The 12,489-nt window shown below is 64.1% G+C and carries 16 protein-coding genes; 12 read left to right on the top strand and 4 right to left on the bottom strand.

Annotated features, from left to right (window positions below):
* The 7 genes from Mlute_RS11205 to Mlute_RS11175 all read left to right on the top strand — a co-directional run.
* Positions 1 to 127, top strand: a 127-nt coding sequence (locus Mlute_RS11205) for an EF-Tu C-terminal domain-related protein (RefSeq protein ID WP_456237810.1), incomplete at its 5' end; no start/stop codon positions are given.
* A gap of 75 nt (positions 128 to 202) precedes the next feature.
* Positions 203 to 367, top strand: a complete 165-nt coding sequence (rpmG, locus tag Mlute_RS11200) for a 50S ribosomal protein L33 (RefSeq protein ID WP_119360727.1) — start codon at positions 203 to 205, stop codon at positions 365 to 367.
* Positions 368 to 377: 10 nt separating this feature from the next.
* Complete coding sequence (gene secE, locus Mlute_RS11195; protein ID WP_119360726.1) at positions 378 to 593, top strand: preprotein translocase subunit SecE; 216 nt, start codon at positions 378 to 380, stop codon at positions 591 to 593.
* A gap of 12 nt (positions 594 to 605) precedes the next feature.
* Positions 606 to 1,163, top strand: coding sequence for a transcription termination/antitermination protein NusG (gene nusG / locus Mlute_RS11190; RefSeq protein ID WP_119360725.1), 558 nt, complete (start codon positions 606 to 608; stop codon positions 1,161 to 1,163).
* Between the two features lie 100 nt (positions 1,164 to 1,263).
* Positions 1,264 to 1,698, top strand: coding sequence for a 50S ribosomal protein L11 (gene rplK / locus Mlute_RS11185; protein WP_119360724.1), 435 nt, complete (start codon positions 1,264 to 1,266; stop codon positions 1,696 to 1,698).
* Positions 1,691 to 2,392, top strand: a complete 702-nt coding sequence (gene rplA, locus Mlute_RS11180; protein WP_119360723.1) for a 50S ribosomal protein L1 — start codon at positions 1,691 to 1,693, stop codon at positions 2,390 to 2,392. The genes rplK and rplA overlap by 8 nt, the downstream gene beginning before the upstream one ends.
* An 81-nt stretch (positions 2,393 to 2,473) precedes the next feature.
* Positions 2,474 to 3,376, top strand: coding sequence for a cation diffusion facilitator family transporter (locus Mlute_RS11175; RefSeq protein ID WP_119360729.1), 903 nt, complete (start codon positions 2,474 to 2,476; stop codon positions 3,374 to 3,376).
* A gap of 4 nt (positions 3,377 to 3,380) precedes the next feature.
* Here Mlute_RS11175 and greA read toward each other — a convergent pair whose 3' ends face one another.
* Genes greA through Mlute_RS11160 form a run of 3 tightly spaced genes read right to left on the bottom strand, consistent with a single transcriptional unit; the run spans position 3,381 to position 5,301 of the window.
* Positions 3,381 to 3,860, bottom strand: coding sequence for a transcription elongation factor GreA (gene greA, locus Mlute_RS11170; protein WP_119360722.1), 480 nt, complete (start codon positions 3,858 to 3,860; stop codon positions 3,381 to 3,383).
* Positions 3,861 to 3,913: 53 nt separating this feature from the next.
* Positions 3,914 to 4,801, bottom strand: coding sequence for a riboflavin biosynthesis protein RibF (gene ribF, locus Mlute_RS11165; RefSeq protein ID WP_119360721.1), 888 nt, complete (start codon positions 4,799 to 4,801; stop codon positions 3,914 to 3,916).
* 2 nt (positions 4,802 to 4,803) lie between these two features.
* On the bottom strand, positions 4,804 to 5,301 hold the full coding sequence (locus tag Mlute_RS11160; RefSeq protein WP_119360720.1) for an NUDIX domain-containing protein: 498 nt from the start codon (positions 5,299 to 5,301) through the stop codon (positions 4,804 to 4,806).
* A 57-nt stretch (positions 5,302 to 5,358) separates the two neighbouring features.
* On the opposite strand from Mlute_RS11160, the gene Mlute_RS11155 reads away from it, so the two are divergent.
* The gene (locus Mlute_RS11155; RefSeq protein WP_119360719.1) at positions 5,359 to 8,022 is read left to right on the top strand and encodes a phosphoenolpyruvate carboxylase; all 2,664 of its coding nucleotides are present in this window, start codon (positions 5,359 to 5,361) and stop codon (positions 8,020 to 8,022) included.
* A 4-nt stretch (positions 8,023 to 8,026) separates the two neighbouring features.
* Here the strand turns inward: Mlute_RS11155 and Mlute_RS11150 are convergent, their stop codons facing one another.
* Complete coding sequence (locus Mlute_RS11150; protein ID WP_119360718.1) at positions 8,027 to 9,196, bottom strand: amidase family protein; 1,170 nt, start codon at positions 9,194 to 9,196, stop codon at positions 8,027 to 8,029.
* Positions 9,197 to 9,230: 34 nt separating this feature from the next.
* Between Mlute_RS11150 and Mlute_RS11145 the strand changes: the two genes are divergently transcribed.
* The 4 genes from Mlute_RS11145 (at position 9,231) to Mlute_RS11130 (ending at position 12,487) form a co-directional block, all read left to right on the top strand.
* On the top strand, positions 9,231 to 10,190 hold the full coding sequence (locus Mlute_RS11145; protein ID WP_119360717.1) for an alpha/beta hydrolase-fold protein: 960 nt from the start codon (positions 9,231 to 9,233) through the stop codon (positions 10,188 to 10,190).
* Positions 10,191 to 10,213: 23 nt separating this feature from the next.
* Positions 10,214 to 10,915: a TerC family protein gene (locus Mlute_RS11140; protein WP_119360716.1), complete on the top strand. Its 702-nt coding sequence runs from the start codon at positions 10,214 to 10,216 to the stop codon at positions 10,913 to 10,915.
* Positions 10,916 to 11,184: 269 nt separating this feature from the next.
* Positions 11,185 to 11,922, top strand: coding sequence for a TerC family protein (locus Mlute_RS11135; protein ID WP_119360728.1), 738 nt, complete (start codon positions 11,185 to 11,187; stop codon positions 11,920 to 11,922).
* A gap of 361 nt (positions 11,923 to 12,283) precedes the next feature.
* Positions 12,284 to 12,487: a helix-turn-helix domain-containing protein gene (locus Mlute_RS11130; RefSeq protein WP_281270866.1), complete on the top strand. Its 204-nt coding sequence runs from the start codon at positions 12,284 to 12,286 to the stop codon at positions 12,485 to 12,487.
* The last annotated feature ends 2 nt before the right edge of the window (positions 12,488 to 12,489 follow it).

Raw genomic sequence — 12,489 nt, 5'->3', positions numbered from 1 at the left:
TGGGGACAACGTGACGTTTACGGTGGAGCTAATCAAGCCGATTGCATTGGAGGAGGGATTGCGGTTTGCCATCCGGGAGGGCGGTCGCACCGTGGGTGCGGGGGTGGTGTCCAAGATCATTGAGTAACGTGCTAAACTAGAGCCTTGCTGGCCCGGTCAGGCGCTGCAAGCCTGGCTGGGCCGAAGGCTGAAAGAGGAACCTATGGCCAGCGAAATCCGAATCAAGCTGCTCCTGGAGTGTACCGGGTGCAAGCGGCGCAACTACGCCAGTGAAAAGAATAAGCGCAACACCACGGCCAAGCTCGAGCTAAGGAAGTACTGCCCCTGGTGCAACAAGCACCTCCCCCACCGGGAAGTGAAAATCTAAGGGGGAGCCCATGGCCCAGGAAAACACTGCCCCTAAGCGCCCCCTTGGAGCCCGGATCGTCAACTACTTCCGTGAGGCTCGTGCTGAGCTTTCCCGGGTGACCTGGTCAACGCGGCAGGAAATCATTGAGTCCACCCAGGTTATCCTGGTCTTTGCGGTGGTGGCGATGGTGGTGCTGGGGCTCATTGACACCATCTTCCGCTTCATCACAGTACGCCTGCCGTGACGGGTATCTGCTATGAGCATTGAATGGTACGCCGTTCACACCTACGTAGGCTACGAGGATAAGGTCAAGGAGAACCTCGAGCAGCGGGTGAAGGCCCTTGGAATGCAGGACAAAATCTTCCAGGTCCTGATTCCTACTGAAGAGGTGGTAGAGCACCGCGAGGGGGGCAAGAAGGAAATTATTCGCCGCAAACTCTACCCCGGCTACATCTACGTACTGGTGGACTTAGGCGATACCCCAGGTGAGGTCAACGAGGCTTGGGAGGTGGTGCGGAGCACGCCGGGGGTGACCGGGTTTGTGGGCACCGCTACCCGCCCTGTGCCCCTGACCCCTGATGAGGTGCAGCACCTTTTGGAGGTTTCTGGGCTGGCGGGCAAGAAGGAAACCCCGAAGCCCCAGGTGGCCTTCAAAGAGGGTGATGTGGTGCGGGTGGTTTCGGGCCCCTTCGCCGACTTCACTGGGGTGGTGGGGGAGGTCAACCTCGAGCGGCAGAAGGTTAAAGTGCTGGTTTCCATCTTTGGCCGGGAAACCCCTGTGGAGCTTGATTTCTCCCAGGTGGTGCGGGCCTAGGAAACTGGATTTGGCTTACGGTCGGTGAGGAACCGGCTTTAAGCGGGCGGTAATACCACGAAGTTCGTGGGAGCCCAGATCGGGAAAAGGAGGAAGCGAAATGAAGAAGGTTACGGCGGTAGTTAAGTTACAACTTCCAGCAGGGAAGGCGACCCCGGCGCCTCCGGTGGGCCCTGCTTTGGGGCAGCATGGGGCCAACATCATGGAGTTTGTCAAGGCTTTCAACGCGGCCAGCGCTCACATGGGCGACGCCATTGTGCCGGTGGAGATCACCATCTACTCCGACCGCTCCTTTACCTTTGTGACCAAGACCCCGCCGGCTTCCTACCTAATTCGCAAAGCGGCGGGAATTGAGAAGGGTGCGGGCAAGGCCGGCCGGGAAAAGGTGGGCAAGCTCACCTGGGAGCAGTGCTTGGAGATTGCCAAGCAGAAGATGCCCGACATGAACGCTGGCGACCTGGAGGCGGCTGCCCGGCAGATAGCTGGTTCGGCCCGCTCTATGGGTGTGGAGGTCACGGGGGTGCCTAATGCCTAAGCGCGGCAAACGCTACCGGGCTATTTTGGAGAAGGTGGACCTCCAAAAGCTCTACAGCATTGAGGAGGCGGCTGCCCTAATCCCGCAGATTAAAAGCGCCCGCTTTGACGAAACGGTGGAGATTCACGTGAGGCTCGGGATTGACGCCAAGAAGTCGGATCAGAACGTGCGTTCCACCGTGGCCCTGCCCCACGGCACGGGCCGGGCGGTACGGGTGCTGGCCATTGCAAAAGGGGAGAAGATTGCCGAAGCCCAAGCGGCGGGCGCCGACATCGCGGCGGGGGAAGAGATTATCCAGGAGATTCTAGAGGGCCGCTCCGACTTTGATGCGGTGGTGGCTACCCCCGATGTGATGGGTGCGGTGGGCTCCAAGCTGGGCCGCATCCTGGGGCCCAAGGGCCTCTTGCCCAACCCCAAGGCGGGAACGGTGGGCTTTAACATCGGTGAGATCGTGCGGGAAATCAAGGCTGGTCGGATTGAGTTCCGCAACGACAAGACCGGTGTGGTACACGCCCCGGTGGGCAAGGCCAGCTTCACCCCTGAGCAGATTGCTGAGAACGTGCGGGCCTTCCTCAAGGCGGTGGAGGGCGCCAAGCCGGAAAGCGCAAAGGGTACCTACCTGCGCTCGGTCTACCTCTCAACCACCATGGGCCCCAGTATCAAGGTGAACCCTGCCAGCCTTCACAAGGCCTGAGCATGCTCTAGGCCTTGCCCCTGGCCCCCGGGAGGGGGGCCTCTTTTTGTGGGCCCAAAATTGCGTATGCTAAGCGCCGGCATGACCCCCACCCAAGCCCTGAGCCTGAGCCTACTGGTGGCAGGGGTGGTGTTTGGCCTCAAGTGGGTGGCGTACCTGCTCACCGGTTCAGTGGCCCTGTATTCCGATGCGCTGGAGTCGGTGGTGAACATCGTTGCGGCGGGGGTGGCCCTTTTTGCGGTTAGGGTTTCCAAGCGCCCGGCCGACCGCAACCATCCCTACGGCCACACCAAGGCCGAGTACCTCTCGGCGGTGCTGGAGGGGGTGCTGATTGTGCTAGCGGCCCTGGCCATCGTGCGAGAGGCCTGGCCCCGGCTGCTCGCGCCAGAGGCTGTCGCCGACCTGGGGTTGGGCCTGCTGGTTTCCCTTTTGGCCTCGAGCCTTAACGCCCTTCTAGGCTGGTTCTTGGTCTCTAGGGGCAGAAGGGCCCGTTCCCCTGCGGTGGTGGCCGACGGAAAGCACGTTCTGGCTGATGTGCTGACCTCGGTGGGGGTGCTTTTGGGCATGGGGCTGGCCGGTCTTACGGGCTGGTGGATGCTTGACCCTTTGCTGGCCATCTTCGTAGCCGTGAACATTCTCTGGATGGGATGGCGGCTGGTGCGGGACTCGGTGGGGGGGCTAATGGACGAGGGGCTGCCCGAGGTGGAGCTAAGCGAGGTTCGGGAAGCCCTGCGTTACGCTTTAGAGGGCCTAGCCGCCGAAGGGAGGGTGTTGGAGGTGCACGACCTGCGCACCCGCCGGGCCGGTCCACGCACCTTCGTGGAGTTTCACCTGGTGGTGCCGGGGGAAACCACGGTGGAACAGGCCCACCAGATCTGCGACCAGCTCGAGGGGGCCCTGCAGGCCCAGCTAGAGGGCGTGCAGACGACCATCCACGTGGAGCCGGACCACAAGGCCAAGCACGCCACCTTTCGCGTCGGTTGAAAGGTTAGGCGTAGGCCAGGTCAACGATGATGTAGGTCTGGCTGCCCTTGGGGCCTTTGACCTGGACCTCATCACCGACCTTTTTGCCCATCAGGGCCTGGCCTAAAGGGGACTCATTGGAAATTTTTCCACTGAATACGTCGGCTTCGTGGCTCCCCACCATGGTCAGGCTCATGCGCTGGCCGCTGGGGGTCTCGAGCTCCACTGTTACCCCTATCTGCACCTCGGTGGGCACCCCATTGCCCGCTTCCACCACCTGTACCCGGCTTAGGATGTCCTCCAGCTCGGCAATTCGGCTGTTGTTCTCCCACATTGCCCGGCGGGCCTCGTCGTAGCCCGCGTTTTCCCGAAGGTCACCCTCGGCAATGGCCCGGCCCATCTCTTCCGCAATCTGGCGCATCTTTTCGGTTTTCAAGTAGGCCAGTTCCTGCTCGAGGCGGGCCTTGCCCTCAGCGGTAAGGTACACCGGCTTCTTGTTGGTCATCAAACAAAACCTCCAAAGGCCTATTCCAATAGGCCCGGCTTCCAGTATATCAGCTATATGCCCAGCCGCCTGCGGGCCGCCTCGGCGTCTTGGGCGAGCTGGGCTCTTAGGGCCTCCAGGCTGTCAAATTTGCGCTCCTCCCTCAGCCGGGCCAGGAATTCCACGCTCACCTCCTGGCCGTATAGGTCGCCGAAAAAACCGAAGAGGTGGGCCTCCAGGCGGAGGCTTTGCCCTGAAACCGTGGGGCGGTGGCCCACGTTGGCCATGCCCCCGTAGCGCCCCTGGGGGGTCTGGACGCGCACAGCAAAGACCCCTGGGGGCAGGATTTTGAGCGGGGCCACCTCAATGTTGGCGGTGGGAAAGCCCAACCTTCGCCCCAGTTTGTCGCCTTCCTGGACGATGCCTCGAGCCGAGTAGGGGCGGCCTAGAAGGAGCTGGGCTTCTTCTACCGCCCCTGCCCGCAGGAGTTCCCGGATTCGGCTGGACTTGACCGGTCCGCCCAGGAGTTCTAGAAGGGGCAGGGTGCGGGTGGGGGCCAGGCCCTGAAGGTCTTCCAGGCTGCCCTTGCGCCCCTGGCCGAAGCGGAAGTCGGCCCCCACGTAGAAGCAGGCCGCCTCGAGGCGCTGTAGCTCTTGCAGGAACTCCTCCTTGCTGCGCCGGGCAAAGGCTTCGGTGAAGGGCACGATTAGGGCGATTTCCACCCCCAGTCCGCGCAGAAGCTCTATTTTTTCGCCGAGGTCGGTTAGAAACCCCTCGCCCCGCATGAATACCTTGCTGGGTGGGTCAAAGGTGTAAAGGAGGAGGGGCATGTGGCGTCGGTGGGCCTCGTCTTGGGCCTGGCGGATGAGGTGCTGATGGCCCAGGTGGAGCCCGTCAAAGCTGCCGATGGCTACCACCTTAGGGCCGGCCGGGGCGTCTTGAGGGTCGTTGATGAGGAGCATAGCTAGAGCGAGGAATGGGTGGTCTCCAGCAGGTAGTAAAGAATCCCGGCCATGGCCGGGGCTGAGATTTGCTCCTTTCCTGCCTGGGCAGCGCGGTAGACCTCCTTGGGGTCGTGCCACTCCACCGAGATTTCCTCGTCGGGGTCTGGGGTGCCCTGGGCCGGCTGGAGGTTGCTGGCCCGGAAGAGGAAGACCTTTTCGTCGCAGAAGCCGGGGGACACATAAAAGCTGTTGAGGAACTCTAGCTCTCCGCTGAGCTGGGCCTCTTCGGCCAGCTCGCGCAGGGCCGCTTCCTGAGGGGTTTCTCCCGGATGGATGAGGCCGGCGGGGAGCTCGAGGGTGCTGCCCCCTACTGCCGGGCGGTGTTGCCGCACGAACAGGAGTTTGCCGTTGCGCTCGGCCAGGATGGCCACCGCGTGGTCGTGTTCAACGATTTCAAATCCGTCTTCTATGGCCAGGTTCAGAATGCGGCCCTGATACACGTAGCGGCGCGAAGGCATGAGTTCAAGCTAACCGGTGGGGCCGCAAACGTCAAATGGGCCTTAGACTGGGGCGGGATGGAAGATGTGCTGTTCGCTGAGCTGAAGCGGGAGGTAGACCTGCTGGGGCGGGCCTTGGGAAAGGCCATTCGCACGCTTTCGGGCGAGCGGGTGTTCGCCCTGGAAGAGAGGATTCGCGAGCTGACTAAGGCCTTGCGGCACGCCCCCAGCGAGGCCGGCCGTCAAGAGCTTTTGGGGCTTATACAGGGCTTGTCCCTCCTGGAGGCCGAGGCGGTGGTCCGGGCCTTTTCCACCTATTTCCACCTGGTCAACCTGGCCGAGGAGCGCCAGCGGGTGCGGGTCAACCGGGAGCGGGAAAAGAGAAGCACCCCCCAGGCGCCCCGCAGCGAGTCCTTTTTGGCCTTGGTGGGCCAGCTCAAGGCCCAGGGGCTTGGCTACGAGGAGGTGGTGGCGGTTTTTTCCCGTCTGCGGTTGCACCTGACCTTCACCGCCCATCCCACCGAGACCCGCCGCCGCACCCAGCGCCACCATCTGGCGGAGGTTCAGAGGCTCTTGGAGCGGCTCGAGCGGGGCGAGCCGGTTTTGGAGGAGCTGGAGGCTCGGGTCATGCTGCTTTGGGGCACCACCGAGCTGCGGAAGAGCCGGCCCAGCGTGGAGGACGAGGTCAAAGGCGGGTTGTTCTACGCCACAGGGGCGCTTTGGCAGGCCGTGCCGAGGTTGGTGGAGGGGTTGGAGCGGGCGGTAGAAGCCCACTACGGCAGGCGGCCCGATCTGGCCCCCCCTTTGGTTTTCAGAAGCTGGATTGGGGGAGACCGCGACGGGAACCCCAACGTGACCCCCGAGGTGACCGCCTGGGCGCAGAAGTACGCCCGGGAATTAGCACTGCGTCAGTTTGTGGCCGGGGTGGACGAGCAGATTCGCGACCTTTCCCTGACCGAAGACCGGGTGGCCATTGGCCGCGAGCTGCGGCTGGCCCTGGAAGAACAAGCCCGTCGCCTTGTCCTGCCCGAGCGCTTCCAGGGGGAGCCGTACCGCCGCTTTGGCATGGGTTTGCGCTACCGGTTGCGCTCCTTGCTTGGGGAACAGCCGGGGCCGGGCTACGAAAGCACCCAGGAGTTTGCTGGCGATCTGCGCAAGATGGAGGCCAGCCTAGAGCAGCTTGGCCTGGGGGATGTGGCTCGAGCCTTTGTTCGGCCCCTGCGGCTCAACGCGCTGGCCTTTGGGCTGGACCTGGTGGCCTTGGACCTGCGCGAGGAGTCCCGGGCCCTTTCGGAGGCGGTGGCCGAACTCCTTAGGGTGGGGGGAGTGGAGGAGAACTACCTGGCCCTAGGCCCCGAGGCGCGGGAGGCCTTGCTCACCCAGGAGCTGGCCATCGCCCGACCCCTGGCCCCGGTGGGCTACCGCCCCCAGACCAAAGCTCTGCAAACCGCCCTGGAAGCCTTGCGCAGTTGGCGGGCCCGGGGCGCCCACGTGGTCTCCATGACCCATTACCCCAGCGACCTGCTCGAGGTGCTGCTCTTGGCCCGGGAGGTGGGCCTTTACCGCCCGGGGCGGGCCCTGCCTTTTGATGTGGTGCCGCTTTTTGAGACCCTGAGCGACCTGCAAAACGCGCCAGAGGTGGTGGCCCGGCTGCTGGACAACCCGGTGTTTATGGCCCACGTGCAGGGCCGGGGGGGCCTCGAGGTGATGATCGGCTACTCCGACTCCAACAAGGACGCGGGCTTCCTGGCGGCCAACTGGGCCCTCTACCAGGCCCAAGAAGCCATTAGCGCGGTGGCCAAAAGCCGAAACGTGCAGGTCTACTACTTCCACGGGCGGGGCACCTCCACCGCCCGGGGCGGCGGCACCGCCGGGCGGGCCATCGCCAGCCTGCCCCCCGGCACGGTGGGGAGCCGGATGCGCCTGACCGAGCAGGGCGAGGCCTTGGCCGACCGCTACGCCCACCCCGAGCTAGCCTACCGGAACCTCGAGCAGATGCTCTACCACCTGGCCCTAGCCTCGGCCCGCGACCTCTACGGCCAGGCCGAGCCCCTCCCGGAGCTCTGGCGAGAGGCCATGGAGCGGGCTGCCCGGCGCTCTACCGAGGTTTACCGGGAGCTGCTCCTGCGCCCGGGCTTTTTTGAGTTTTACGAGCAGCTCACCCCCATCCGCGAGATCGGGGCCCTCAACATCGCCAGCCGCCCGGTCTACCGCTCGGGCCGGGTGCGGGAGATTAAGGACCTGCGGGCCATCCCCTGGGTGATGTCCTGGACGCAGGTGCGGCTCCTGATTCCCGGTTGGTACGGCCTGGCCGAAGGGCTGGAGGAAATTCCACTCTCCTTGCGACAGGAAATGTTTACACGGTGGCCCTTCTTCGCCACCACCCTAGACAGCGCGGCCATCGCCCTGGCCAAGGCCGACTTGGGGATTGCCCGGGAGTACCTGCGCCTGGTAGAGCCCGAGCTGGCCGAGCGCTTCTTTCCCTCCATCGCCCAAGCCTTTGAGAAGACCAAGGCCCTGTTGGAGGAAACCTTCCAAGGCCCCCTGCTTCGCAACCACCCGGTGCTGGCCCGCCAGACCGAGCTCAGGAACCCCTACGTGGACCCCATCTCGCTGGTACAGGTGGAGCTTCTGGCCCGCTACCGGCGCACGCCGCCCGAGTCGCCGGAGCGTCCTGGCCTCGAGCGGGCCCTGATGCTCTCCATTTTGGGGATTGCGGCGGGTCTGCGCAATGCGGGCTGAGGGCCTACCCAAAGGCCTTTCGGGCCAGGTGCAGAAGCCCCATATCGCTGCCCCAAGGCCCCACCAGCTGCACGCCGACGGGCTTTGCTCCCGGCTGCACCACCGGCACCGAGACCACCGGCGCGCCCAGCAGGCTGGCGTAGCAGGTGAGGCCCAGGGTACGCCAGCGGAAGGCTAGGGCCTGCTCGGGGTCTTGCAGCTCCTCTACCATAGGGGCGGGGCTGGGGGTCGCGGGCAACAGCACCAGCGTGCTGGGCGAAAGCCAGGCCCCCATCTCGGCCCGCAGGCGCACCTGTTCACTCAGGGCCCGCCCAATCTCGCCGGGGGTGAGCCGGGAGGCCATCTCCAGAAGCCGCCGTACATCCTCGCCCAGGCGGGGCTGCTGTGCTTCGAGCCACTCCTGGTGGAACCCCCAGGCCTCTGCCCCCTGCAAGACCCGCTGGGTTTCGCGGGCTGCTTCCAGCAGGCCCAGCCTTTTCTCCAAGGTGGCGATGCCCAGGGCCCGGAGCCTCTGCGCTACCTGCTCCACCGCCCGCTGGACCTCGGGGGTGGAAAGCTCCAGGGCGTCGCTCATCACCACCGCGCGCTCAAAGCCCACCACCGGCAGGGCCTCGGAGAGCAGCACCCGGGCAAAGCGCTCCATCAGCGCCGGGTCGGCCGCCAGGAGCCCCACCGTGTCGTAGCTGGGGGCCAGGGGTACCACGCCCTGGGTGGGGATGGCCCCGTGGGTGGGCCGGTAGGCATAAACGCCGCAGAAGGAGGCCGGAATCCGCACCGAGCCCGCGGTGTCGCTGCCCAGCGCCACCGGTACCAGGCCCGCCGCCACCGCCACCGCTGACCCCGAGGAGGAGCCCCCGGGAATACCCCCCGGTACCCTGGGGTTTTGGGGGGTGCCAAAGTGGGGGTTGAGGCCGGTCATGCCGTAGGCCAGCTCGTGGGTGTGGGTCTTGGCCACCAGCCGGGCCCCCGCCCGCTTGAGCGCCGCCACCGCCCAGGCGTCCTGGGTGGGAAGGCCCCAGCGCTCGGCAAAATCGGGGTTGCCCGCCGCGGTGGGCAGCCCGGCCACATCGAAGATGTCCTTGGCGGCAAAGGTAAACCCGGCCAGGGGGCCACAGCCCTGCTCGAGCCCCTCCACCCAGGCCACCACCGCCCCATAGTCGTCCTGACGGTTCACCCCGCCATCTTACGCCCGTAAGATGGGGGCCGGTATGGTTGAGGTACACCACCGCTCCGTAACCTTTCACCCCCCGGCCCGGGCCAGGTTTCTGGTTGGCGACTTCACCGACTGGGACAAGCGGCCTATCCCCATCAAAGGGCCTCTTACCCTCGAGTTTCCCCCCGGGGCCTACATTGAGTACGCCTTCCTAGACGAAGACCGAGCGCCCTTTCCCGACCCCGACAACCCCCACAAGGCCCAAAACCCCTGGTGGAGCTACCCCCGCGCGGTGGAGCTGCCGGGCTTTCACTATGCGTCCCCACCGCAGCCCTCCCGTCCGGTAGAGGTACACCGGCACCGGCTGGAGTCCAAAGCCTTTGGCGCCCCCCGCCGCTACTACGTGTATAACCCCCAGGAGCCGGCCCAGGCCACCCTGTATGTGCACGACGGGGTGGCCTACTACCGTACCGCCCGGCTGGCCGAGGTGGCCCAGGGACTATTGGAGCAGGGCCAGATCACCCCAGTGCGCATCGTGTTCGTGGAGCCGGAAGACCGCCGGCGGGAGTACTGGTTCAGCCACGCCTACGAACAGCACTTACTGAACGAGGTTATCCCGGCGGTAGAGGCCCACTACGGCCCCACCCCGGAGCGGGGTCTGCTGGGGGCCAGCCTGGGGGGGCTGGTCTCGAGCTGGCTGGCGCTGCGTCACCCTGAGCTGTTCCAGAAGGTAGCCACCCAGTCGGCCTGCCTCACCGCCTCGCCCGAGGGGGGCGACTCCTACACCGACCCCGAGTGGCTCACCGAGCAGTACCAGGCTGCCGAGACCTTGCCGCTGCGTTTTTACTGCGAGACCGGCCAGATCGAGTGGCTGCTGGCCCCCAACCGCCGCTTTGCCGCCATGCTGGCCGACAAAGGCTATCCTCACCTCTACCAAGAGCGCCCCTCCGGCCACAACTGGATGACCTGGCGGCAAGGGCTGGCTCCGGCGCTTGTGTACCTGTTCGGAAAGTAGAAGCAAATGATAGGATTCGGGTTATGGAGTTTGGTTCGGCGCTATTGGCCATTCTGATTATCGTGGCCCTCGAGGCCGTTCTTTCTGTAGACAACGCCATGGTGCTGGCCGTGATGGTGCGGCCCTTGCCAGAGCACCTGCGCTCGAGGGCGCTTCTTTACGGCATCATCGGGGCCTACGTGCTGCGCGGGCTGGCCTTGCTCTTCGCTACCGTGATCATCCAGATATGGTGGATTCAGCTTCTGGGTGGGGTTTACTTGGTCTACTTGGCGGTCAACCACCTCTTTCGCCGCAAGCCTGAGGAGGCCGAGGAGGAGAAGTTCCGGATGCAGCAGGCTGCGGCGGCCAGCTTTTGGAGGGTGGTGGCCATGATTAACCTAGTAGACCTGGCCTTTGCGGTGGACTCGGTGCTGGTGGTGATTGCCTTCAGCCGCGAGTTCTGGGTGATCTTTACCGGGGTGGCCATTGGGATTCTCCTAATCCGGCTGGCCGCCGGCATCATGGTCACCATCATCGAGCGGTATCCGCGGCTCGAGACCGTGGCCTACGCAGTGGTGGGCTGGGCCGGAATCAAGCTGACGCTGGAGGGCTGGGCCCACGGCAGCGAGGTCTGGCTGCACCGCCCGGAGCTGGCGTTGCACCTACCGCAGGCCTTCTTTCTGAGCGTTACCCTGGCCATTTTGGTGCTGGGCACCCTGTGGGCCTTCCGCCGCTCCGGCCCCTAGGCTGGGGCGCCCGCGGCCAAAACCTGGGCAGCTTGGGAGAGGCCGGCCTGAGTCCGAGGCCGTTGGAATTGTGAATCTTTGTACTTTTTGTCTGGGAAGGCTTGCTATCCTCTAGCTTGGTTGGGGAGTAGCCACCCCTTTGGGGTTGATTAATCGTCAGTACGAAGCGATAGCTTCCGGTTAGTCAGGGCTTGTTGCCTTGGTGAGACCACCACGAGATGGCCGTGGGGGTCTTGCTTTTTTGGCCCATTCGCGGTTGCGGGGTGCTTATGGAGCAACTTGGACAAGCGCTGCTGGTTATCGGAATCCTGATTGTCTTGGAGGCGGTCCTCTCCGCCGACAACGCCATGGTGCTGGGGGTGATGGTCCGTCAACTCCCTCCGCCCTGGCGCCAACGGGCCCTGTTTTATGGCATCGCCGGGGCCTATGTCCTGCGGGGCCTGGCCTTGGTCTTTGCGGTGTATTTGATTCAGTTTTGGTGGATTCAGGCCCTGGGGGCCGTCTACTTGCTCTACATTGCCATTCAGCACTTCAGGAAACGGGAGTCCAAAAAGGAGGCTCGCTTAGACGCCTTGAAAACGCTCCAAGTGGTTACCCCACGCCAGTTTTGGGCGATCGTAGCCCAGATTGAGCTGGCCGACCTGGCCTTTGCGGTGGACTCGGTGCTGGTGGCGGTGGCGCTTTCAGACAACCTTTGGATTATCTTTGCGGGTGTGTTTATTGGTATTCTGGCCCTGCGCTTCGTAGCGGTGCTGTTTGTGGGCTTATTAGAAAGATACCCCCGGTTTGAGAGGGTGGCTTTTGCGGTGGTGGGCCTTGCTGGGGTGAAGCTGGCCATTGGGGGTTGGGACAAGTTCGCTAAGGAAGTTCTGAGCCGTCCCGAGTGGGTCACAGGCATAGACAAGGCTCAGTTCTCGCTCTTCATTCTGGGAGTGCTGCTCTTGGGGGCCATCTGGGCGCTGCGCGAGAAGCCCAAAGCGGCCGACCTCGAGGGGCCTGCTGTCTAAAACCAACCCGAGGGTGGCTCGCCCTCGGGTTTTTGCGTCTTGGACTGGTGCGCCCGGCAGGACTCGAACCTGCGACCTAAGGTTTAGGAAGTGAACCAAAACGAAAACCCCCAAGCACCAGAAACCACACCAGAACGCAGTTTATCACACCTTACACAACCCTGAAAAACCTCTGTTTTGGGGTCAAAACTGGGGTCAATTGGGGTCAAAAGTGGGGTCAAAAACTGGGGGGGTGCCCCTAGGTTTTGACTGGGGTGGCGCGGTGTGGTAGCATGCTTCCATACACCCCTCTCAGGGGAAGCGCGTAAGCGCGAGCCTGAGAGGGGCTTTGCCTTTTCGCAGGTTCGCGGGAAAGGGCAAAATGCACAAAATCGCCTACGGACCGAAAGAGCTGGCTAGCTTACTGGGGGTGCATCCCAATACGGTGTTTCGTTTGATTCGTCGTGGCGAGCTGCGCGCGGTGAAACTCGGGCATCGCACTGTAATCCCGCGCGCCGAGCTCGAGCGCCTGGGGCTTCTACCCGATGGAAGCGAGCACCCCGCCGGGGCGGGCGGGGGGCGGTAGGG

Origin of the sequence: Meiothermus luteus (assembly GCF_003574085.1) — a bacterium.
GTDB classification, from domain to species: Bacteria; Deinococcota; Deinococci; order Deinococcales; family Thermaceae; genus Meiothermus; species Meiothermus luteus.
Note: the sequence above shows the minus strand (reverse complement) of the source record. Positions and strands in the feature narration are given on the sequence as shown.

Bases quoted from the DNA above. Each gene is read 5' to 3' on its own strand.
- rplK (WP_119360724.1), top strand. From the start codon at position 1,264: ATGAAGAAGGTTACGGCGGTAGTTAAGTTACAACTTCCAGCAGGGAAG.
- rpmG (WP_119360727.1), top strand. From the start codon at position 203: ATGGCCAGCGAAATCCGAATCAAGCTGCTCCTGGAGTGTACCGGGTGC.
- Mlute_RS11145 (WP_119360717.1), top strand. From the start codon at position 9,231: ATGGTTGAGGTACACCACCGCTCCGTAACCTTTCACCCCCCGGCCCGG.
- nusG (WP_119360725.1), top strand. From the start codon at position 606: ATGAGCATTGAATGGTACGCCGTTCACACCTACGTAGGCTACGAGGAT.
- Mlute_RS11160 (WP_119360720.1), bottom strand. From the start codon at position 5,301: ATGCCTTCGCGCCGCTACGTGTATCAGGGCCGCATTCTGAACCTGGCC.
- Mlute_RS11155 (WP_119360719.1), top strand. From the start codon at position 5,359: ATGGAAGATGTGCTGTTCGCTGAGCTGAAGCGGGAGGTAGACCTGCTG.
- greA (WP_119360722.1), bottom strand. From the start codon at position 3,860: ATGACCAACAAGAAGCCGGTGTACCTTACCGCTGAGGGCAAGGCCCGC.
- secE (WP_119360726.1), top strand. From the start codon at position 378: ATGGCCCAGGAAAACACTGCCCCTAAGCGCCCCCTTGGAGCCCGGATC.
- rplA (WP_119360723.1), top strand. From the start codon at position 1,691: ATGCCTAAGCGCGGCAAACGCTACCGGGCTATTTTGGAGAAGGTGGAC.
- Mlute_RS11140 (WP_119360716.1), top strand. From the start codon at position 10,214: ATGGAGTTTGGTTCGGCGCTATTGGCCATTCTGATTATCGTGGCCCTC.
- Mlute_RS11135 (WP_119360728.1), top strand. From the start codon at position 11,185: ATGGAGCAACTTGGACAAGCGCTGCTGGTTATCGGAATCCTGATTGTC.
- ribF (WP_119360721.1), bottom strand. From the start codon at position 4,801: ATGCTCCTCATCAACGACCCTCAAGACGCCCCGGCCGGCCCTAAGGTG.
- Mlute_RS11130 (WP_281270866.1), top strand. From the start codon at position 12,284: ATGCACAAAATCGCCTACGGACCGAAAGAGCTGGCTAGCTTACTGGGG.
- Mlute_RS11175 (WP_119360729.1), top strand. From the start codon at position 2,474: ATGACCCCCACCCAAGCCCTGAGCCTGAGCCTACTGGTGGCAGGGGTG.